Source organism: Roseobacter sp., from assembly GCF_039970775.1.
In the GTDB taxonomy this organism is placed as follows: domain Bacteria; phylum Pseudomonadota; class Alphaproteobacteria; order Rhodobacterales; family Rhodobacteraceae; genus Roseobacter.
Window position 1 is genome coordinate 31,141 of the sequence record NZ_JBDVLG010000052.1, and the last position, 20,777, is coordinate 51,917.

Sequence of the window (20,777 nt, forward strand, 5' to 3'; positions counted from 1 at the left end):
GTTCGCGCGAGCGTAAAACCATGGCCCTACGCCTGAAGTGTCTACCCCCTTTGCGCGGAGCCCCTGAACCACCTTGCCCTTGCCGCGTTGCGGCGGCAGTGTTGCCAAAACGTTAAAGGAGAGCATGCGTGATTCCGGTCAGAGGTTTGCAAGGTCACAGGGTCGCCGTTTTGGGGTTGGGCCGGTCGGGGTTGTCGGCTGCGCGCGCGTTGGCCGCAGGGGGCGCCACGCCGATCTGTTGGGACGACAACCCCGCCGCCAAAGCCCGCGCCGAAGACGAAGGTTTCACCTGCCAGCCGCTCAAAACATCCCGTGATTTCGAAGATATCGCCCGGTTGATCGTCAGTCCCGGCATCCCGCATTTGTACCCAGCGCCCAACCCCGTTGTGGCCGCCGCACTCGCTGCTGGTGTGCCGGTCGACAATGACATTGGGCTTTTCTTTCAATCCTTTGCGACCGAAGACTGGAACAACCTCGATATCCTCCCACGGGTGATCGCCGTCACCGGGTCGAACGGAAAATCAACGACATCCGCGCTGATCCACCATATCCTGACCGATGTGCACCGGCCCTGCCAATTGGCGGGCAATATCGGGCGGGGCGTGTTGGATTTGGACCCGCCTATTGATGGCGAGGTCGTGGTGTTGGAGCTGTCGAGCTACCAAACAGAACTGGCGCGCAGCCTGACGCCCGACATTGCCGTCTTTACCAACCTGTCGCCCGATCATCTGGACCGTCACGGCGGAATGGGGGGGTATTTCGCGGCCAAACGGCGCCTGTTTGCCGAAGGCGGGCCCGACCGTGCGATCATTGGTGTGGATGAACCCGAGGGACAGTTTTTGGCGGGGCAATTGGCCGAAGGGCGGGCAGATGACCGTGTCATTCGGGTGTCTGTGGCTGAAAAACTAACGGGGCCGAGGTGGCAGGTATATGCCCGCAAAGGGTTCCTGTCTGAGTACCGCAAGGGCAAACAAGCGGCCAGCATTGACCTGCGCGCGGTGCCGGGCCTGCCGGGCGCGCATAACCACCAAAACGCATGTGCCGCCTATGCTGCGTGCCGGTCTTTGGGGTTGGCGCCCAAGGTGATTGAGGCGGCGTTTCATAGTTTTGCGGGGCTGCCCCACCGCAGCCAACTGGTGGGTGAAGCCAGGGGCGTGCGGTTCGTCAACGACAGCAAAGCAACCAACGTCGATGCCGCAGCCAAGGCCCTGTCGGCTTTTGACAACGTGCGCTGGATCTGCGGAGGCCTCGAAAAAGAGGGCGGTTTGGCAGAGTTGGGCGACCTAAAAACCGTGCGCAAGGCTTATGTCATCGGGCGCGAGGCGGCAGGGTTTGCGTTGCAATTATCGGTCGACGCGGAGGTCTGCACCACGATGGCTGCAGCGGTGTCACGGGCTGTGGCTGATGCGCAAGCGGGCGATGTCGTTTTGCTGGCCCCTGCGGCGGCGAGCTTTGACCAATACGACAATTTCGAGCAGCGTGGAGACGACTTTATGGCTGAAGTACAAACGTATTTATAGTCACTGTCGCGCGTGGTCAGCCCGATAACGCGCGTGCAGCCGCCATGCCGGATGACCACGCCCATTGGAAATTGTAGCCCCCCAACCACCCTGTCACATCAACGGCTTCTCCGATGAAAAACAGGCCAGGGGCGGCTTTTGCCTCCATGGTCTTGGCCGAGAGCGCATCGGTGTCGACCCCACCCAAGGTGACCTCTGCGGTGCGGTATCCTTCCGTGCCGGTGGGGCTAAGCGCCCATTGGGACAACGATTGGCATAAAGACTGCAAACGTTTGTCGGATTGATCTGCAAGGTTGCCTTGCAGGGCCATGTTCTTGGCCAGGTGGTCAACCAACCGCGCGGGCAGATGCGCGCCAAGCACGGTCGTAAGGTTACGCCGCCCAGAGTGCGCGCGCTGTGTTCTTAACGCCTGAAATAGATCTGTATTTGGGGTCAGGTTCACTTCGATCTGCTGGCCGTCTTTCCAATAGGAGGATGCTTGCAATATGGCGGGGCCCGACAGACCGCGATGGGTGAAAAGCAACGCTTCATCAAAGCTTTGGAGGCCCGCGGTGACGCGTGCAGCGGTGGCAATCCCAGCCAGATCAGTGAATTTACCATCGGCGAATGTGAAAGGCACGAGGCCCGGTCGTGTCGGTGTGACAGACACATCAAATTGGGCGGCTATGTCGTACCCAAACCCCGTTGCCCCCATTTTCGGAATGGATTTCCCGCCGGTCGCAATCACCAGTGTTTTGGCTTGTACCTGTGTTCTTTGCCCCTCTTTTTCCATCGTGAAAACAAAGCCATCAGGTGATTTTGCAAAGTCACGCGCAGTAGTTTGCAAATGTAGTTCGGCGCCATTTTGCTGCATCAAGCCGCGCAACATAGCGACGATGTCTTTGGCCGAGACATCGCAAAACAGTTGGCCCAGCGTTTTTTCATGCCACTGAATGCCATGGCGATCGATAAGGTCAATGAAATCCCACTGGGTATATCGAGCCAGCGCTGATTTTGCGAAATGTGGGTTGCGCGATAAAAACGCTTGTGGCCCGCAATGAAGGTTGGTGAAATTACACCGCCCGCCCCCGGAGATGCGAATTTTCTCGCCCGGTGCACGGGCATGATCCACAATCAAAACCCGCCCCTTGGTGTATGAGGCGCACATCATCCCGGCTGCGCCCGCACCTATAATTGCTGTGTCTACTTGCATGGCAGGCAACTGGCCTGAAAAACGCCAACTGGCAAGTCTTGAGGCTGGCGTTGGGGGCGAAATCGCGCTATCATGGCGCATTAGACCCCGAAAAGGGGCGTTTCGAGGCAGTGTAACGGTTCAAGGCAGATCCGATGACGGAAATGGTCTACGGCGCAGCGCCGGCTCCAGATGGTGAGCCGATTCTCCCGAAGTGGTGGCGAACAATCGACAAATGGGCGATGTCGTGCATCCTTATTCTCTTTGCCGTCGGGCTTTTATTGGGCCTCGCCGCATCCCCGCCCTTGGCCGCGAAAAACGAATATGCGCCGTTCCACTATGTTCAGCGCCAAGCGATATTTGGCAGTGTCGGTTTGATCGCCATGATCATCACGTCGATGATGACGCCGGTGTTGGTGCGACGTTTGGCCGTGCTTGGGTTTTTGGTGGCTTTCGTGGCGCTGGCGCTCTTGCCGTTTTTTGGCACGGATTTTGGCAAAGGGGCGGTGCGGTGGTACGGCCTCGGCTTTGCATCCGTGCAGCCATCCGAATTTTTGAAACCCGGCTTTGTGGTCGTCGCGGCCTGGATGATGGCCGCATCCATGGACCTAAACGGCCCGCCGGGGCGCACCTGGTCCTTTGCGCTATGTCTTGCGATTGTGGCGATGCTGGTGGTGCAACCAGATTTTGGTCAGGCCTGTCTGGTGCTGTTTTCCTGGGGCGTCATGTATTTTGTGGCAGGCGCGCCGATGACCTTGTTGGTGGGCATGGCGTTGCTTGCGGTTTTTGGGGGCACAATTGCCTATTCCAATTCGGAACATTTTGCCCGGCGGATTGATGGGTTTCTTAACCCCGAAATCGATCCGCGAACGCAGTTGGGCTATGCGACCAACGCGATACAAGAGGGCGGGTTTTTTGGCGTAGGTGTGGGCGAAGGCCAGGTGAAATGGTCCCTGCCAGACGCCCATACAGATTTCATTATTGCGGTGGCCGCCGAAGAATACGGGCTGGTCTTGGTGTTGGTGATTATCGCGCTATACGGCGCGATTGTGATCCGGTCGTTGCTGCGGCTGCTGCGGGAACGGGATCCGTTTATCCGGCTGGCGGGCACCGGGCTGGCGTGCACCTTGGGTGTTCAGGCCATGATCAATATGGGCGTTGCGGTGCGGTTGTTGCCCGCCAAAGGCATGACGTTGCCGTTTGTCAGCTATGGCGGGTCTTCGGTGATCGCCAGCGGCATCGCGGTGGGCATGTTGCTGGCGTTTACGCGCACGCGTCCGCAGGGCGAAATTAGCGATATTCTTTCACGTGGGCGGAACCGGTGACGACACAACCTCTTCTTTTGATCGCGGCGGGTGGCACCGGCGGGCATATGTTTCCTGCACAGGCCTTGGCCGAGGCGATGTTGGCGCGCGGTTGGCGGGTCAAACTGTCGACGGACGCGCGCGGCGCGCGCTATACTAAAGGGTTCCCGCATTCGACCGAGATCGAACAGATCAACAGCGCCACATTTGCGCGCGGCGGGCTACTGGCCAAAGCGATGGTCGCCCCGCGCCTTGTGATGGGCACGCTGTCGGCGCTTTGGGGGTTTCAACGAGACCGCCCCACGGCGATTGTCGGGTTTGGCGGGTACCCCACGATCCCGGCATTGGCGGCGGCATACCTAATGAAACTGCCGCGCATGATCCACGAGCAAAACGGCATTTTAGGCCGGGTGAATACGATCTTTGCGACCCGCGTGAATGCGGTGGCATGCGGCACTTGGCCCACAGATTTGCCCGCCGGCGTCGAAGGACACCACACCGGCAACCCGGTGCGCGCGGCGGTGCTGGAACGCTCGGAGGCGGGGTATATCTCGCCGGGCGACTACCCGATGGAGGTTCTGGTGATCGGCGGGTCGCAGGGCGCGCGCATCCTCAGTGATGTGATCCCACCCGCGATTGCGGCCCTGCCCATGGAGATGTTGAAAAACATCCGCGTCAGCCATCAGGCCCGCGACGAAGACCAAGAGCGGGTCGCGGCGTTTTATGCACAACACGGCATCAAGGCGGATGTTCAGCCGTTTTTCCAAGACGTCCCGCGCCGTATCACCGAGGCCCAGCTGGTGATCAGCCGCGCGGGCGCGTCATCTGTGGCCGATCTGTCGGTGATTGGGCGGCCGTCTATCCTGATCCCGTTTGCCGCGGCGACGGGCGATCATCAAACCGCCAACGCACGTGGCCTTGTTGAGGCGGGGGGGGCGATCATGATCCCCGAAAGCCGTCTAGAAGTGAATGCCGTCGCAGAGCAGATTTTATCGGTGCTCGACAACCCCGATGCGGCGATGCGCATGGCGCGCGCTGCTGCGGTTTTCGGCAAGCCGGACGCCACAGATATGTTGGTGGATATGGTCGCGCAATTGGCCGCAAAGGGGCATCAAAAATGAACGCTGCAACCAAATTGCCCGGCGACGTTGGGCCCATACATTTTGTCGGGATCGGCGGCATTGGCATGTCTGGGATCGCAGAGGTTTTGCTCAACCATGGGTACACGGTGCAAGGGTCTGACCTGAAAGCGTCGCCCATCACCCAACGGCTGCAAGATCTGGGGGCGCATGTCTTTGAAGGGCAGCGCGCCGAAAATATCGCCAGCGCCGAGGTGGTGGTGATTTCCAGCGCGATCAAAGCGGGCAACGCCGAACTGGATGCCGCCCGTGCGCAAGGGCTGCCTGTGGTGCGCCGCGCCGAAATGCTGGCCGAATTGATGCGCCTGAAATCCAACATTGCGATTGCGGGCACCCATGGCAAAACCACCACCACCACGATGGTCGCCACCTTGCTGGATGCGGGCGACTTTGACCCTACGGTGATCAACGGCGGGATCATCCACGCCTACGGGTCCAACGCGCGCAAGGGCGAGGGCGAGTGGATGGTTGTCGAGGCCGACGAGAGCGACGGCACGTTCAACCGGTTGCCTGCCACGATCGCGATTGTGACCAACATCGACCCCGAACATATGGAACATTGGGGCGATTTTGACACGCTGCGGCAGGGGTTCTTGGATTTTGTGTCGAACATTCCGTTTTACGGGGTGGCTGTGTGCTGCACCGATCACCCGGAGGTGCAGGCGTTGGTGGGCAAAATCAGCGACCGGCGTGTTGTGACCTATGGGTTTAACGCGCAGGCCGACGTGCGGGCGGTCAATCTGACCTACAAAAGCGGTGTCGCGCATTTTGATGTGGCGCTGCAGGCTGAAGATATCGTGATCGAAGGGTGCACATTGCCGATGCCGGGGGATCACAACGTGTCCAACGCGTTGTCGGCTGTGGCTGTGGCCCGACAGCTGGGCATGAAGGGCGCGCAGATCCGCAAGGCGTTGGCCGCCTTTGGTGGGGTGAACCGGCGCTTTACCCGTGTGGGTGAGGTAAACGGCGTGACAATCATCGATGACTATGGCCACCACCCCGTCGAGATCACAGCCGTGTTGAAAGCCGCGCGGCAGGCCACCGAAGGCCGGGTGATCGCCGTGCATCAGCCGCACCGCTATACCCGGCTGGCCGGTCTGTTCGACGATTTCTGCGCCTGTTTCAATGACGCCGATGTGGTGGGCATCGCGGATGTGTACGCCGCTGGCGAAGACCCGATTGAAGGCGCCGGCCGCGATGATCTGGTGGCGGGGCTTATCCGTCATGGCCACAGGCACGCGCGCGCCGTCATGGGCGAAGACGACCTGGCGCGGTTGGTGCGTGAACAGGCGCGCCCGGGGGACATGGTCGTGTGTTTGGGTGCTGGTACGATCAGCGCATGGGCCAACGCCTTGCCAGACCATCTAAACGCCGCAGCTCCCCACCGGGAGACGGCATCATGAGCGCACCTCTTATACTGGCGGCAATCTGGGCTGTGGCTGCGAATGTATTGGCCATGACGCCCAGCAAAGACCAACATTGGCGCAACGCCTATATCCTCATCGCGTTCGGCATCCCGATTGTGGGGTATGTGACGTGGCTGCACGGGCCGTGGATCGGCATGCTGATCATGGCGGCGGGCATGTCGGTGCTGCGCTGGCCGGTGATTTACCTGGGCCGCTGGATCAAACGCAACACGCTACGGTAGCCTGCATCATGACTGATATGCCCAATGTTCGGGGCCGTTTGACGCCCAATCGCGCCCTAAGCGACCTGACGTGGTTGCGTGTTGGAGGGCCTGCGGATTGGCTGTTTCAGCCTGCGGATATGGATGATTTATGCGATTTTCTGACGGCATTGCCGGATGATGTTGCGGTGTTTCCTATGGGGGTCGGGTCCAACCTGATCGTGCGGGATGGCGGTCTGCGCGCGGTTGTTATCCGGTTGGGGCGTGGGTTCAACGGTATCAACACCGAGGGCCCGCATGTGGTTGCGGGGGCTGCGGCGTTGGATGCGCATGTGGCGCGCAAAGCGGCGGATGCCGGGCGGGACCTGACATTTTTGCGGACCATTCCGGGCAGTATCGGCGGCGCTGTCCGGATGAACGCAGGCTGCTACGGCAGCTACACGGCCGATGTTTTGGTTGAGGCGCAGGCGGTTACACGGGCGGGGCAGGTCATTACATTGACGTCGGATGATCTGCAATTTGGCTACCGGCACAGCGCATTGCCCCAAGGGTGTGTGCTGACAGAGGCCCGATTTGCCGCTCCCTCGGGGGATCCCGCACAGTTGCACGCCCGCATGCAAGACCAATTGGCCAAACGTGATGCGACCCAACCCACCAAAGACCGCAGCGCCGGGTCGACCTTTCGCAATCCGGCGGGGTTTTCATCGACCGGGCAGGCGGATGATGTGCATGACCTTAAGGCGTGGAAGGTCATCGACGATGCGGGTTTGCGCGGCGCGCGCCAAGGTGATGCCCAGATGAGCGAAAAACATCCGAATTTTCTGATCAACACAGGCGCCGCCACCGCGGCCGACCTTGAGGGATTGGGTGAAACCGTGCGAAAAAAGGTTTACGCCCAAAGCGGGATCACGCTAGAATGGGAAATCATGCGTGTGGGCGAGAATTAGCGGTTTTTTAACCTTGATGTCGTCAAACTACGTGTAAGAACAGACAGTGAACCGGCGCAAAAGCCGGAGGCAGACAGAAAAATAATGGGGTCAAAATGACCCCGACATGAGGCACATCGTGGGTCAGTCGAGCAGGACACCCCAACGTGTGGTAGTATTGATGGGCGGCCCTTCGGCTGAGCGCGAAGTGTCATTGTCCAGCGGGTCCGCCTGCGCTGCCGCCCTGCGGGGAGAAGGATTTGAAGTGATCGAGGTCGACGCAGGCCCCGAGCTTTGCGTCGCATTACAAGGGATCAAACCAGACGCGGTTCTCAATTGCCTGCATGGGCGGTGGGGCGAAGATGGATGCGTGCAGGGCATGCTGGAATGGATCGGCATGCCTTACACTCATTCGGGGGTGTTGTCGTCGGCTGTCGCGATGGACAAACAGCGCAGCAAAGACGCGTTTGTGGCTGCCGGATTGCCAGTTGTGCACAGCGTCATGGCCGCCGCCGATGAGGTCCGCCGCCGGCACGTGATGGCGCCACCCTATGTGGTCAAACCCAACAACGAAGGGTCGTCGGTGGGCATTTACCTCGTGCACGAGGCCAGCAACAGCCCGCCGCAATTGTCATCCGATATGCCAGATCAGGTCATGGTCGAAACCTTCGCGCCGGGGCGCGAGTTGACCACCACCGTTGTGGGTGACCGCCCGCTGACGGTCACCGATATCCTGACCGACGGGTGGTATGATTACGACGCCAAATACAAACCCGGCGGGTCGCGCCATGTGGTGCCTGCCGATATCCCGCCGCAGATCTTCGATTTATGTTTGGACTACGCGCTGCGGGCGCATCAGGCGTTGGGGTGCCGGGGTGTCAGCCGCACGGATTTCCGGTGGGATGAAAGCCGCGGCGCAGATGGGCTGATCTTGCTCGAAACCAACACACAACCGGGCATGACGGCGACATCGCTGACACCCGAGCAGGCGCAGGCCTGCGGAATGACCTTTGGGCAGTTGTGCGCTTGGATGGTGGAGGACGCCTCATGCGATCGTTGAAATCCCGCAGGTCAGCGGCGTATGACCCGGCGCCATCCCGGTGGGCTTGGCGGCTACAACGGTTGATGTTGACGCCGGCGTTTTTGCTGACGTTGCGGGTCGGCGTGCCAATCGCATTGGTCGCGGGCGGCGCAACGTGGTGGCTGTCGGATGACGCCAACCGTCAGAGCATTCACGACACGGTTGCCGAGGTTCGCGCCAGCTTTGAAACGCGGCCCGAATTCATGGTCGACCTGATGGCCGTTGACGGCGTTGATGATGCGCTGGCCGCCGATATCCGCGAGGTCGTGCCGCTGGACTTCCCGATCAGCTCGTTTGATCTCAACCTCACCGATATCCGCACGACGGTTGCCGCACTGGCGCCTGTGAAATCGGTTGGCGTGCGTATCCGTCCGGGCGGTGTGTTGCAGATCGATGTGACCCCGCGCATGCCCGTTGCCATTTGGCGCAGCCGTGCGGGGCTGACCTTGATCGACATTACCGGCAAACATCTGGACATGATCGACCGACGCATGGCGCGCCCCGACCTGATGGTGATTGCCGGAGACGCGGCGGAACTTCACGTCAAAGAAGCGCTAGATCTTTACCGGGCTGCGGCCCCGTTGGGCGGACGGTTGCGGGGCATTGTGCGCATGGGTGCCCGGCGCTGGGATGTGGTTTTGGATCGCGGACAGCGCATTATGTTGCCCGAAACGGACCCGGTGCAGGCGCTCGAACGGGTCATCGCGCTGGACGCCGCCCAAGAGGTGTTGGCCCGCGATGTCGTGCGGGTTGATATGCGATTGGGCAACCGGCCCACCGTACAGATGAGCGAACAGGCCGCCACATTATGGTGGGACGTGAAAAGGGTTTCGGGGCAATAGAATGATGGATTTATACGAAAGCCAGCGCCAAATGCGCAACATGCGCAAGGCGGCCATGCAACGGGGCGTGGTGGCGATCTTGGATGTGGGCAGTTCCAAGATTTCGTGCCTTGTGCTGCGGTTCGACGGGATCGGCGATCTGAGCGACGAGGGCGAGATCGGCTCGCTTGCCGGGCAGTCGCAGTTCCGGGTGATCGGCGCATCCACGACCCGGTCACGGGGGGTGCGCTTTGGCGAAATCTGCGCCATGCAAGACACCGAACGCGCCATTCGGACGGCCCTGCAGGGCGCCCAAAAGATGGCGGGCATTCGAGTTGACCACGTGATTGCGTGTTTTTCAGGAGCCGATCCGCGGTCTTACGGGTTGGATGCCGAAATCCCGCTGGAAGGGCAGGCGGTTGACGAACAAGACGTGGCGCGGGTACTGGCCGCCTGTGACGTGCCCGATTACGGCGCAGGCCGCGAGGTGCTGCACGCGCAACCGGTCAATTTCGCGCTGGACCACCGGTCCGGGCTGAGCGATCCGCGCGGTCAGTTGGGCAATGCGCTTTCGGTGGACATGCATATGTTGACGGTGGATGGGGCCGCGATCCAGCATCTGGCGCATTGTATCAAACGGTGTGATCTGGAACTCGCAGGGATCGCATCGTCGGCCTATGTCAGCGGCATCGCGGCACTGGTTGAGGACGAACAAGAGCTGGGTGCCGCGTGCATCGACCTCGGCGGCGGCGCCACTGGGGTGTCTATTTTCATCAAGAAACACATGATTTTTGCGGATTCCGTGCGCATGGGGGGCGATCACGTCACCGGCGATATTTCGATGGGTCTGCAGGTGCCGATGTCGATGGCGGAGCGTATCAAAACCATGCACGGCGGTGTGCATGCCACCGGTATGGACGACCGCGAGATGATCGAGATCGGTGGCGATACCGGTGATTTTGAGCACGATCGCCGCACCGCCAGCCGCGCCGAGGTGATCGGGATCATGCGCCCGCGTGTCGAAGAGATCCTCGAAGAGGTGCGCGCACGGCTGGATGCGGCGGGTTTTGACCATTTGCCCAGCCAGCAAATTGTATTGACCGGCGGGAGCAGCCAAATTCCCGGTCTTGATGGGTTGGCGAGCAAAATTCTGGGTCATCAAGTGCGGTTGGGGCGGCCCCTGCGCGTGCACGGTTTGCCGCAGGTCGCCACGGGGCCGAGCTTTGCGTCGGTTGTTGGGCTGACGTTGTTCGCCGCGCACCCGCAGGATGAATGGTGGGATTTCGACATCCCCGCCGAACGGTATCCAAACCGGTCGCTCAAACGCGCGGTGCGTTGGTTCCGCGACAATTGGTAGGTCCACGATAGGCCACGTTGGCGTCACCCGCAGTCATAGCAATATGTTGTTAAGCTTTTGCAAAAACACGGTGACGGCGTTTCTGTGATGTGGTAGCAAAGGTTAACGGCCCGCAAGAGGCCGTTTGACGGCCGAGCAGTCGTCCCGACACAGCTAAACCACAGCGCGACTCGCGCACCGGATGCTTGCATCCGAAGTGTTTTGCGCGGCTATGGCTTGTGGTGCTGGGGTTCGATTGCGCGACATCTTGCCAATCACCACCGGAAACGGGGGCTGTATGCGTATTCTGGCCCATATTTTGTGCGAGACCTGTGTTTTTTACGTGACGCTCAAGGGCTCAGCGGGTATGATCAGGTAGGAATAGGCACCCAAAAAACCCGCGAACGCGGGACAGCAGCACAGGCGGATTACTTTATGACCCTTACCCTCACGATGCCCGGCCAGACGGATTTAAGACCACGCATCACCGTTTTTGGTGTTGGAGGCGCTGGGGGCAACGCTGTCAATAATATGATCGAAAAAGAGTTGGACGGCGTTGAATTCGTTGTTGCCAACACCGATGCACAAGCGTTGCAGCAGGCGAAATCGGACAACCGGGTGCAGTTGGGCATCAAGGTCACCGAAGGGTTGGGCGCAGGCGCACGGGCCGCAGTTGGCGCGGCGGCTGCCGAAGAAAGCATCGAACAGATCGTTGATCATCTGGCGGGTGCGCACATGTGTTTCATCACGGCTGGTATGGGCGGGGGCACCGGGACAGGTGCCGCGCCGATCATTGCGCAAGCCGCGCGGGAATTGGGTGTTTTGACCGTAGGCGTCGTGACCAAACCGTTCCAGTTTGAGGGCGCAAAGCGGATGCGTCAGGCCGAAGATGGCGTTGAGGCGCTGCAAAAGGTCGTTGATACGCTGATTATCATTCCCAACCAGAACCTGTTCCGGTTGGCCAATGAAAAGACCACCTTCACCGAAGCGTTTTCGTTAGCAGATGATGTTTTGTATCAAGGGGTTAAGGGCGTCACTGACCTGATGGTCCGCCCCGGCTTGATCAATCTCGACTTTGCCGATGTACGGGCCGTGATGGACGAAATGGGCAAGGCGATGATGGGGACAGGCGAGGCCGAAGGCGAGGATCGCGCGATCCAGGCGGCTGAAAAAGCCATTGCCAACCCGCTGCTGGATGAGATCAGCCTGCGGGGGGCGCGTGGCGTGTTGATCAACATCACCGGCGGCCATGATCTGACCTTGTTTGAACTGGACGAGGCCGCCAACCGGATCCGCGAAGAGGTAGATCCAGAGGCGAATATCATCGTCGGGTCCACGCTTGATACTGACATGGGCGGCACCATGCGCGTGAGCGTTGTGGCCACCGGGATCGATGCATCGGACGTGAACCTTGAGATGCCCGTGCCGCGCCGGCCGATGTCGAAACCGCTGACACCGCAAGTTACGGCACAAGACGAACAGCCTGTGGCCGAAGTGCCTGCTCCTGTCGAAACGGTGGCGGTTGAAGCGGCCGAAGAGCCGTCGCTGTTTGGTCACATGGAGGCAGATCCTGTGTATGAAGAGGCTCCAGCAGATCCGCGGTTTGCGCAAGATACAGTTGTGGATGAATACGACGATGTGCCCGCGCCGGCATACCAACCGCAAGTCGCCGCGTTTGAACCGACCCGCGTAGATGCGCCGGCCGAAGTTGAGAGCTTTGTCGCGCCCCGTGCCCCGACGCCGGGCGCCCCGTCGCCAGAAGCGATGGCGCGGTTGCGTGCCGCCGCTCAGAAGGCGGCACCGCGCCCGCCTGTCGCCGGGACTGGTGCTGTAGACGAGCGCCCGCGCTTTGGGATCAATTCGCTGATCAACCGGATGACCGGGCAGGCAGAAGGTGCTGCGCAACCAGCACCGCGCCAGCAACCGCCCGTACAACATCGCTCGGCAGAACCTGCGCCGATCCCTCAAGATCAGGCCGATCCAGAGCAAGATCGGATCGAAATTCCGGCGTTTTTGAGACGCCAAGCGAATTAATATTATCACAAGTTAATACAAATGGGCTGCATTCCTGCAGCCCATTTTTTGTTGTTTTACAGGGGTTTGATGTGGTGCGAGCGCCTTTACGCTCAAATGTAACAGGAGTGTTTCACTCCGTTGCAAAGATTGAGTTGAGCCTGTGGGTGTCTATCCATAGGTAAATTGCCAACGGAGCCGAATGGTTCGTAGATTTCGTGGGGCACCTGTGCAAACAACGATCAAATCACCGATTAGCTTTTCCGGCTGTGGCTTGCACACAGGCGACAGCGCGACAGTCACGATCCGTCCTGCAACAGCAGAGCACGGCATCTGGTTTTGCCGCAGTGACGTGGCTGTCGGAGACCGGCTGATCCCGGCGCGCTGGGATGCTGTGCTGCGTTCGCCGTTGTGCACCAAGATCGAAAACGCGACGGGGCTTCAGGTCTCCACGGTTGAACACATCATGGCGGCGTTGGCTGGCTGTGGCGTGCACAATGCGCTGGTGGAAATTGACGGCCCCGAGGTTCCTATCCTTGATGGGTCTGCGGCGCCTTTTGTGCGTGGGATCATGCAACGCGGGTTGCGGACGCTGGCCGCCCCTGTGCGGGCCTTTGAAGTCCTGAAAACCGTGACAGTGACCGACGGGCAGGCCTCGGCGACACTGTCACCGGCCGCCGCCTTGCAGATCGACTTTGAGATCGATTTCGCAGACGTCGCGATCGGACATCAAAAGAAATCACTGGTTATGAACAACGGCAGCTTTGCCCGCGAACTGTGCGACAGCCGCACGTTCTGCCGTCAGGCGGATGTGGATGCGATGCGCGCCAACGGTTTGGCGCTTGGCGGCGCACCCGGCGAAAACGCGGTGGTCTTCGATGGCGACCGTGTGCTGAGCCCGGGTGGTTTGCGCCACCGCGACGAACCGGTGCGCCACAAGATGTTGGACGCGCTGGGTGATCTGGCCTTGGCGGGTGCGCCATTGATCGGCCATTACACCGGCGTGCGTGCGGGTCACTCGCTGACAAACACGCTGCTGCGCCAGCTGTTTGCCACCCCAGATGCGGTGCGGATGGTGGTCTGTGACAAAAGCCAAGCCAGCCGGTTGCCCGGATATGGTTTGGTGTGGGACGAGATCCCAGCGGTCGCCTGAACCTTGCGTGACCAACTCAGACATCGCGGTGTGACGCAGTGCACAAAATTGTGGGTCAGCCAAAGGCCACAAACCGCGCAATGGGCGTTTTGTATGTCAGATTTCTATGCTAGGACCGGCAACAGTGCGCGTGTTACGTTGCGCGGGGTACGGAACGAAGGTGGCAGAGCATGACGAACCATGCGTCGCGAAAGCGGATAATCACGACACTATTGGCCGCAGCACTGCTGGCGGGATGTGGCGCTCGGGATGGCGGGACAACCCGTAATTTCTTTAACCCACAGGAAATACCGCTCGAAACCTATTCTGCGGAACAGATTTTTGAGCGCGGTGAATTTGAACTCAACCGCAACCGCGCCGAAGATGCCGCGTTTTTCTTTTCCGAAATCGAACGGTTGTACCCCTATTCGGATTGGGCGCGCCGGGCGCTGATTATGCAGGCGTTTTCCTATCATCAAGATCAGGATTACCCCAACAGCCGGTCTGCAGCGCAACGGTTCATTGATTTTTACCCCGAAGATGATGATGCGGCCTATGCGCAATATCTTCTCGCACTGAGCTATTACGATCAGGTTGACGAGGTCGGGCGCGACCAAGGGCTGACGTTTCAATCATTGCAAGCGCTGCGCGAAGTGATTGAACGCTACCCCAACAGTGAATATGCGCGCGCCGCGATCCTAAAGTTTGATCTGGCGTTTGATCATCTGGCGGGCAAAGAGATGGAAATTGGGCGGTATTACCTGCGCCGCAGCCATTATACCGCAGCGATCAACCGGTTCCGCGTTGTTGTCGAAGATTTCCAGACCACCACCCACACCGCCGAGGCGCTGCACCGGTTGGTTGAGGCATATCTGTCCCTTGGCCTGACGGATGAGGCGCAGACAGCGGGGGCGATTTTGGGGTTCAACTACCGGTCGACCGATTGGTATGAGGACAGTTTTGCGTTGCTCTCGGGGCAGGGGCTGACGCTTGATGCCGCCGGCGACGGTTGGTTGCGACAAGTGTATCGCCAAACGGTCAAGGGCGAATGGCTCTGATTTCACAGCCATGACGGGCGGGACCAATGCTGCGCGGGCTTGATATATCCGATATGTTGATCATCGATCGGCTGGAATTGAATTTTCAGCCGGGCCTGAATGTATTGACCGGCGAGACGGGCGCAGGGAAATCTATCCTGTTGGATTCACTGGGGTTTGTCTTGGGCTGGCGCGGGCGGGCTGATCTGGTGCGCCGGGGCGCGGATCAGGGGTCTGTCACGGCATCGTTTGATTTGCCGGACGACCACCCTGCCCACGCGGTTTTGGCAGAGGCCGGGTTACCCGGCGGCGACGAGCTGATCTTGCGGCGGATCAACACCGCTGACGGGCGCAAGACGGCGTGGGTCAATGACCAGCGCTGTTCTGGCGAGGCGCTGCGTAAATTATCAGAGACGTTGGTTGAATTACATGGCCAGCACGACGACCGTGGGTTGCTAAACCCGCGCGGGCATCAGACCATTTTGGATACATTCGCGGGGCTGGATAAGGCGCGCGCGGCGTGCCGGACGGCCTGGACCACACGCGCGCGGGCGGCCAAGGCGCTAACCGCTGCCGAAGCTGTGGTTGCGGCCATTCGCGAGGAAGAAGAATTTCTGCGCCACGCGGTGGGCGAACTGGACGCGTTGGCGCCTGAACCGGGCGAAGAAGCAACGTTGGATGTGCGCCGCCGTGCGATGCAGGGCGCTGAAAAGATCCGCAGTGATGTGATCCGGGCCTATGAAATACTGGGCGGGCAGGGGGCTGAATCGGCGCTCGGAGAGGCGTTGCGTTGGCTTGACGGCGCCGCGGACCAAGCGGATGGCGCGCTGGAGGGGCCGATGGCGGCCCTGTCGCGCGCGATGATGGAGCTCGACGAGGCCACCACCGGCATTGCCACCGCACTCGAAGGGCTGTCGTTTGACCCCACGGACCTCGAAGACACCGAAGAACGGCTGTTTGCGATCCGGGCGATGGCGCGCAAGCACGACATTTTGCCCGATGCGCTGGCGGATTTCGGGACGACATTGCGCAATAAATTGGCAGCGCTCGATGCGGGGGATGCTGATGTCGCTGACCTGCGCAGCGCACTGGCGGCGGCCGAAACGGCCTATAGCGAACGCGCCGCGCGCCTGACCAAGGCACGGGTGGCGGCGGCAAAACGGCTCGACAAAGAGGTCAGCGCCGAGCTGGCGCCTTTGAAAATGGAACGGGCGGTGTTTGAAACCCAAATCACCGCTGACACGCCCGGCCCGGATGGGGTGGATGCGGTCGCCTTTACGGTGGCCACGAACCCCGGCGCGCCGTCAGGCCCGCTGAACAAGATCGCATCAGGCGGTGAACTGAGCCGGTTTTTGCTGGCATTGAAGGTCTGCCTGACCAAAAGCCAGTCGGGCCTGACCATGATATTTGACGAAATCGACCGGGGCGTCGGTGGGGCGACGGCGGATGCTGTTGGGCGCCGGTTGGCGGCGTTGGCATCCGAAGGGCAGGTGTTGGTTGTGACGCATTCGCCGCAGGTCGCAGCATTGGGTGCGCATCACTGGCGGGTTGAAAAACGGGTTGCGGCGGGGATGACGACCTCGACGGTGACAGCCTTGCCTGCGCCTCAACGGGTGGACGAGATCGCGCGGATGTTGTCGGGCGACACCATCACCGAAGAAGCGCGGGGGGCTGCGCGGGCGCTTTTGGCGGGCTAAGCATGGGGCAGGGGGCTTTCCCCCCTGCGCGGCTTGATCTACACAGAGCACAGCCAGAGTACACACCCCATGCCACGCTCATACAGATCCATCCTTTCCAAGCAGCTTGATGCCGCGATGACCGCCGTTCGGAATGGGGTGCGGGTGATCCGCCATAACGGCCCCAACCAGATCCAATTTTGGTTTATCGCCCTTGCGGTCGGCATCGCGGCAGGCTTTGCCGCATTGTTTTTCCGCAAAGGCGTGAACGCGTTACAGACCTATTTATACGGGACAGAAGACGTCCGTTTATTGCATAGTTTCGCCGAAATGTTGCCGTGGTATTTGGTGTTGATCATCCCCATTTGCGGCGGGTTGGTGGTGGGGGTGATCTTGCATAACTTCACCCCAGATGCGCGCGCCCGGTCGGTGGCAGATGTCATCCATGGGGCCGCCATGCAAGATGGCCGGGTGGAAACACGTCCCGGTTTGGCATCGGCGCTGGCCTCGCTGATCACGTTGGGGTCGGGTGGGTCCACGGGCCGCGAAGGGCCGGTGGTGCATTTGGCCGCGGTGATCGCCACGGCCGTCAGCCGCCGCATGCACGCCGATGGGATCACCGGGCGTGACCTGATGGGCTGCGCGGTTGCGGCCGCCGTATCGGCCAGCTTTAACGCCCCGATCGCCGGTGCGCTCTTTGCGCTAGAGGTCGTGCTGCGGCATTTCGCGGTGCACGCCTTTGCGCCCATTGTGATCGCCAGTGCCGCGGGGACGGTGATCAACCGGCTCGAATTTGGCGGTGTGACAGAATTCACCCTGACCACCGTGAATGAGGTGCAGTTTTATCAAGAAATGCCAGCCTACCTGATCCTTGGCTTGGTGTGCGGGCTGGTTGCCGTGTCCCTGATGAAAACGATCTTTTGGGCAGAAGACACCTGGAACACGGTCCAGGATCGCACCGGGCTGCCGCGTTGGTTACGCCCGGCGATTGCGGGGGCGATGTTGGGGCTGATCGCGATCTGGTTCCCGCATATTATCGGTGTTGGCTACGAGACGACATTTCTGGCGATGGACGGCCAACTGCTGCTGCACCAAGCGATCATCTTTGCGATGTTAAAAACCGTCGCCGTGGCCATCACCATGGCCGGGCGCATGGGCGGCGGCGTGTTTGCACCGTCGTTGATGGTGGGCGCCCTAACAGGGCTGAGCTTTGGGTTGATCGCCACCAGTATTTTCCCTGATGTGTCTGGGTCGATCTCGCTTTATGCGCTGGCAGGCACGGGGGCTGTGGCGGCGGCTGTGTTGGGCGCGCCCATTTCCACCACATTGATCGTGTTTGAGCTGACGGGTGACTGGCAGACAGGGCTTGCGGTGATGGTGGCGGTATCAATGTCGACGGCATTGGCGTCGCGTTTGGTTGACCGCAGCTTTTTCCTGACGCAACTGGAACGCCGTGGCATTCACCTTGCTGCGGGCCCGCAGGCCTATCTGTTGGCGATGTTTCGCGTCGGACCGGTGATGCGCCCGATGGACCACGACCGCGCCGCAGGTGAAGACGACTGTTGGGACATGATCAAAAACGGTGTCTATATCGATACCAATGCCACGCTCGAATCCGCGATGCCGATATTCGAAACGGGCGTCCGGTTTATACCTGTGGTGACGCTTAGCACCGAAAACGCGCCCCCCGAACTGCAAGGGGCGCTGTTTCATGTGGATGCGTTAAAAGTGTACAACCGCGCCTTGGCCGCCACCGCCGCCGAAGAACATTCGTAGCTAGATTTCTTCGACCGTTACGTCGCCTGTGGTGTCAAAGGCCAAATACCCTTTGATCCGGGCGACACTGTCGTTGGGGGTCTCGTATGACCACGCCGCATTTGTCAGTGTGGTGCTTTTGGTGACCACGGAAAAATAGCGCGCCTCGCCTTTATGCGGACACTGTGATGACGTGTCGCTGGCGTCCAGAAACGCGGTGGCGATATCGGCGCGGGGGAAATAGATCACCGCAGGGTGGTCGCCTTCGACCAATTCCAACGCATGCGCGCTTTCGCCCAAAACCGCACCGCCTGCGCGGACGCTCCACATTCCTGCGGCTTTGCGGATTGTGATATGATCGACCATGGCTACGTTTCCCCCCAGATGGTGTTATCTGCCGCCCATCGCCCGCATGAATACGCGCATGTGTGGCAGAACAGTCAGATGTGTGATGTGGCGGCATCCAACCATGTTTTGGCACTGGGCGATAGGCGCGGGCCGATTTTTTCTGCAACCTCAGCATGGTAACTGTTAATCCATGCGCGTTCTGAGTGTGTCAGCATATCTGCCACCACAAGGCGCCGGTCAATGGGCGCAAAGGTCAATGTGCGCCAATCAAGCATCTTGCGATGGGTGTCGCCGCCGGGTTTGGGGGCGGCGTCCTGTGCGACAATCAGGTTTTCGATACGGATGCCAAAGGCGCCTTCGCGGTAGTACCCCGGTTCGTTCGATAGGATCATCCCGGCCTCAAGCGGCACTTGGCTGACCCGGCTGAGCCGCTGGGGCCCTTCGTGCACGCTTAGATACGCGCCAACGCCGTGGCCCAGCCCGTGGTCGAAATCTTGACCGGCCAGCCACAGCGGCATCCGCCCTATCGCTTCGATGTCACGCCCGGCAAGGCCCACAGGCCAGCGCAGGCAGCTCATGGCGATCATGCCTTGCAACACGCGGGTGAATGCGGCGCAGGCCTCGTGTGGGGGGGCGCCGATGGCGATTGTGCGGGTGATATCTGTTGTGCCATCAAGGTATTGCCCGCCACTGTCCAGCACGATCAACTGCCCGTCGTGCAGCGTGCTATCGGTGTCTTCGGTGACCCGGTAGTGCATGATTGCGCCGTTAGGCCCGGTCCCTGCGATGGTTTCAAAGCTGATGTCTTGTAGCGCGTTGTCGCTGCGCCGCAGGGTTTCGAGCTTGGTCACCACGTCGGTTTCGCGCAGGCTGCCTATAGGTTGCGCATCGAGCCACGCGAGCAGTTCAACAACCGCGGCACCATCGCGCAAATGCGCGGCGGCTGATCCTGCGATTTCGGCGGGGTTTTTGCGTGCCTTTGGCAGGGCGCAGGGGTCGCCCGCGAAATCGGCGCGATCCCCCAACAAATCCGCAAGGATATAGGGCACGGTACTACGATCTACGCGCACAGATCCACCCAAGGCCTGTAGGGCGGTTTCTAATGTGTCGACGGCATGTACCGTCACATCGGGGCCCAGATGATCGATGACCTGTGACAGTTTGCCCTGTGCCATGAACAGATCGACCTGCCCTGTGTCATGCAAAATCGCAAAGCCTTGGGCCACAGGGTTGCGAGGGATGTCAGACCCACGAATGTTCAACAACCAACAGATCGAATCTGGTAATGTGATCAGCGCCGCGCACTGCCCATCTGTGCGCAACCCTGCTGCCAGTCGCGCGCGTTTTTCCGCATGGGGTTCGCCGGCAAATTCCAAGGGGTGCGCCTTGACGGGGCCCATCGGCGGCGCGGGCTGATCATCCCAGACGCGGTCTACCAAATTGTCGCAGGCCTGCGCTTTGATGCCTGCCGCCGCCAAGGAGGTTTCTAGTGTTTCGATCTGCCCGGCGCTGTGCAACCATGGGTCAAACCCGACAATCGCACCCGCCTGCAGCCGATCTGCCAGCCACGGGCCCAAGGTAATATCGGGCCAAGGCACCGGCGTGTACACATCTGCCACCTGCGCCTTGACCTGTGTGCGGTACCGCCCGTCGATGAACACACCTGCAACATCGGGCAGCACCGCGCAAAACCCCGCCGACCCGGTGAACCCTGTCAGCCATGCCAGCCTGTCGTCGCGCGGGGCGACATATTCCCCCTGATGCGCATCTGCGCGAGGCACCAAGAATGCATCACAGGCCTGCGCGGCCATGACCACGCGCAAGGCTGCCAATCGGGGCGGCCCTTGTTCGGGCCGGGCGGTCACATCAAAGCTCTGAAACATGGGTGCCC

General features: G+C 60.5%; 17 protein-coding genes. 14 read left to right on the forward strand and 3 right to left on the reverse strand.

The window, feature by feature from the left end; translation table 11 throughout:
• Positions 1 to 128 precede the first annotated feature (128 nt).
• A complete protein-coding gene (gene murD / locus ABJH13_RS14005) occupies positions 129 to 1,520 on the forward strand; it encodes a UDP-N-acetylmuramoyl-L-alanine--D-glutamate ligase (RefSeq protein ID WP_348406838.1) in 1,392 nt (463 codons plus the stop codon).
• A 16-nt stretch (positions 1,521 to 1,536) separates the two neighbouring features.
• Here murD and ABJH13_RS14010 read toward each other — a convergent pair whose 3' ends face one another.
• Positions 1,537 to 2,712, reverse strand: a complete 1,176-nt coding sequence (locus ABJH13_RS14010) for an NAD(P)/FAD-dependent oxidoreductase (RefSeq protein WP_348406839.1) — start codon at positions 2,710 to 2,712, stop codon at positions 1,537 to 1,539.
• Positions 2,713 to 2,846: 134 nt separating this feature from the next.
• Here ABJH13_RS14010 and ftsW point away from each other — a divergent pair, with 134 nt between their 5' ends.
• From ftsW to ABJH13_RS14075, 13 genes are all read left to right on the forward strand, one after another.
• Positions 2,847 to 4,016 (forward strand): putative lipid II flippase FtsW, encoded by a 1,170-nt coding sequence (gene ftsW / locus ABJH13_RS14015; protein WP_348406840.1) that lies wholly within the window; start codon positions 2,847 to 2,849, stop codon positions 4,014 to 4,016.
• Positions 4,013 to 5,116, forward strand: a complete 1,104-nt coding sequence (locus ABJH13_RS14020; RefSeq protein WP_348406841.1) for a UDP-N-acetylglucosamine--N-acetylmuramyl-(pentapeptide) pyrophosphoryl-undecaprenol N-acetylglucosamine transferase — start codon at positions 4,013 to 4,015, stop codon at positions 5,114 to 5,116. The genes ftsW and ABJH13_RS14020 overlap by 4 nt, the downstream gene beginning before the upstream one ends.
• A complete protein-coding gene (murC, locus tag ABJH13_RS14025; protein ID WP_348406842.1) occupies positions 5,113 to 6,537 on the forward strand; it encodes a UDP-N-acetylmuramate--L-alanine ligase in 1,425 nt (474 codons plus the stop codon). The genes ABJH13_RS14020 and murC overlap by 4 nt, the downstream gene beginning before the upstream one ends.
• A complete protein-coding gene (locus tag ABJH13_RS14030) occupies positions 6,534 to 6,782 on the forward strand; it encodes a DUF2484 family protein (RefSeq protein WP_348406843.1) in 249 nt (82 codons plus the stop codon). Before murC ends, ABJH13_RS14030 begins: the two co-directional genes overlap by 4 nt.
• Before the next feature lie 8 nt (positions 6,783 to 6,790).
• Positions 6,791 to 7,708, forward strand: coding sequence for a UDP-N-acetylmuramate dehydrogenase (gene murB, locus ABJH13_RS14035; RefSeq protein WP_348406844.1), 918 nt, complete (start codon positions 6,791 to 6,793; stop codon positions 7,706 to 7,708).
• Positions 7,709 to 7,814: 106 nt separating this feature from the next.
• A complete protein-coding gene (locus ABJH13_RS14040; protein WP_348406845.1) occupies positions 7,815 to 8,747 on the forward strand; it encodes a D-alanine--D-alanine ligase in 933 nt (310 codons plus the stop codon).
• A complete protein-coding gene (locus tag ABJH13_RS14045; protein ID WP_348406846.1) occupies positions 8,735 to 9,610 on the forward strand; it encodes a cell division protein FtsQ/DivIB in 876 nt (291 codons plus the stop codon). Before ABJH13_RS14040 ends, ABJH13_RS14045 begins: the two co-directional genes overlap by 13 nt.
• A gap of 1 nt (position 9,611) precedes the next feature.
• Positions 9,612 to 10,946 (forward strand): cell division protein FtsA, encoded by a 1,335-nt coding sequence (gene ftsA, locus ABJH13_RS14050; RefSeq protein ID WP_348406847.1) that lies wholly within the window; start codon positions 9,612 to 9,614, stop codon positions 10,944 to 10,946.
• Between the two features lie 414 nt (positions 10,947 to 11,360).
• Entirely contained in the window at positions 11,361 to 12,959 is a 1,599-nt protein-coding gene (gene ftsZ, locus ABJH13_RS14055; RefSeq protein ID WP_348406848.1) for a cell division protein FtsZ, read from the forward strand.
• A 208-nt stretch (positions 12,960 to 13,167) separates the two neighbouring features.
• Positions 13,168 to 14,091 (forward strand): UDP-3-O-acyl-N-acetylglucosamine deacetylase, encoded by a 924-nt coding sequence (gene lpxC / locus ABJH13_RS14060; protein ID WP_348407005.1) that lies wholly within the window; start codon positions 13,168 to 13,170, stop codon positions 14,089 to 14,091.
• A gap of 170 nt (positions 14,092 to 14,261) precedes the next feature.
• Entirely contained in the window at positions 14,262 to 15,128 is an 867-nt protein-coding gene (locus tag ABJH13_RS14065; protein WP_348406849.1) for an outer membrane protein assembly factor BamD, read from the forward strand.
• Between the two features lie 26 nt (positions 15,129 to 15,154).
• The gene (gene recN / locus ABJH13_RS14070; RefSeq protein WP_348406850.1) at positions 15,155 to 16,804 is read left to right on the forward strand and encodes a DNA repair protein RecN; all 1,650 of its coding nucleotides are present in this window, start codon (positions 15,155 to 15,157) and stop codon (positions 16,802 to 16,804) included.
• Between the two features lie 69 nt (positions 16,805 to 16,873).
• Positions 16,874 to 18,559 carry a chloride channel protein gene (locus ABJH13_RS14075; protein WP_348406851.1) on the forward strand — a complete coding sequence of 562 codons (1,686 nt, stop codon included), beginning with the start codon at positions 16,874 to 16,876 and terminating at the stop codon, positions 18,557 to 18,559.
• Here the strand turns inward: ABJH13_RS14075 and ABJH13_RS14080 are convergent, their stop codons facing one another.
• Both ABJH13_RS14080 and ABJH13_RS14085 read right to left on the reverse strand, forming a co-directional pair.
• Positions 18,560 to 18,904: a DUF427 domain-containing protein gene (locus tag ABJH13_RS14080; protein ID WP_348406852.1), complete on the reverse strand. Its 345-nt coding sequence runs from the start codon at positions 18,902 to 18,904 to the stop codon at positions 18,560 to 18,562. It lies immediately after the preceding gene.
• Between the two features lie 74 nt (positions 18,905 to 18,978).
• Complete coding sequence (locus ABJH13_RS14085; RefSeq protein WP_348406853.1) at positions 18,979 to 20,769, reverse strand: aminopeptidase P family protein; 1,791 nt, start codon at positions 20,767 to 20,769, stop codon at positions 18,979 to 18,981.
• Positions 20,770 to 20,777: the final 8 nt, after the last annotated feature.

Bases quoted from the DNA above. Each gene is read 5' to 3' on its own strand.
- ABJH13_RS14065 (WP_348406849.1), top strand. From the start codon at position 14,262: ATGACGAACCATGCGTCGCGAAAGCGGATAATCACGACACTATTGGCC.
- ftsA (WP_348406847.1), top strand. From the start codon at position 9,612: ATGATGGATTTATACGAAAGCCAGCGCCAAATGCGCAACATGCGCAAG.
- ABJH13_RS14075 (WP_348406851.1), top strand. From the start codon at position 16,874: ATGCCACGCTCATACAGATCCATCCTTTCCAAGCAGCTTGATGCCGCG.
- murC (WP_348406842.1), top strand. From the start codon at position 5,113: ATGAACGCTGCAACCAAATTGCCCGGCGACGTTGGGCCCATACATTTT.
- ftsZ (WP_348406848.1), top strand. From the start codon at position 11,361: ATGACCCTTACCCTCACGATGCCCGGCCAGACGGATTTAAGACCACGC.
- murB (WP_348406844.1), top strand. From the start codon at position 6,791: ATGACTGATATGCCCAATGTTCGGGGCCGTTTGACGCCCAATCGCGCC.
- ABJH13_RS14040 (WP_348406845.1), top strand. From the start codon at position 7,815: ATGAGGCACATCGTGGGTCAGTCGAGCAGGACACCCCAACGTGTGGTA.
- ABJH13_RS14045 (WP_348406846.1), top strand. From the start codon at position 8,735: ATGCGATCGTTGAAATCCCGCAGGTCAGCGGCGTATGACCCGGCGCCA.
- ABJH13_RS14085 (WP_348406853.1), bottom strand. From the start codon at position 20,769: ATGTTTCAGAGCTTTGATGTGACCGCCCGGCCCGAACAAGGGCCGCCC.
- ABJH13_RS14030 (WP_348406843.1), top strand. From the start codon at position 6,534: ATGAGCGCACCTCTTATACTGGCGGCAATCTGGGCTGTGGCTGCGAAT.
- ftsW (WP_348406840.1), top strand. From the start codon at position 2,847: ATGACGGAAATGGTCTACGGCGCAGCGCCGGCTCCAGATGGTGAGCCG.
- ABJH13_RS14080 (WP_348406852.1), bottom strand. From the start codon at position 18,904: ATGGTCGATCATATCACAATCCGCAAAGCCGCAGGAATGTGGAGCGTC.
- ABJH13_RS14010 (WP_348406839.1), bottom strand. From the start codon at position 2,712: ATGCAAGTAGACACAGCAATTATAGGTGCGGGCGCAGCCGGGATGATG.
- recN (WP_348406850.1), top strand. From the start codon at position 15,155: ATGCTGCGCGGGCTTGATATATCCGATATGTTGATCATCGATCGGCTG.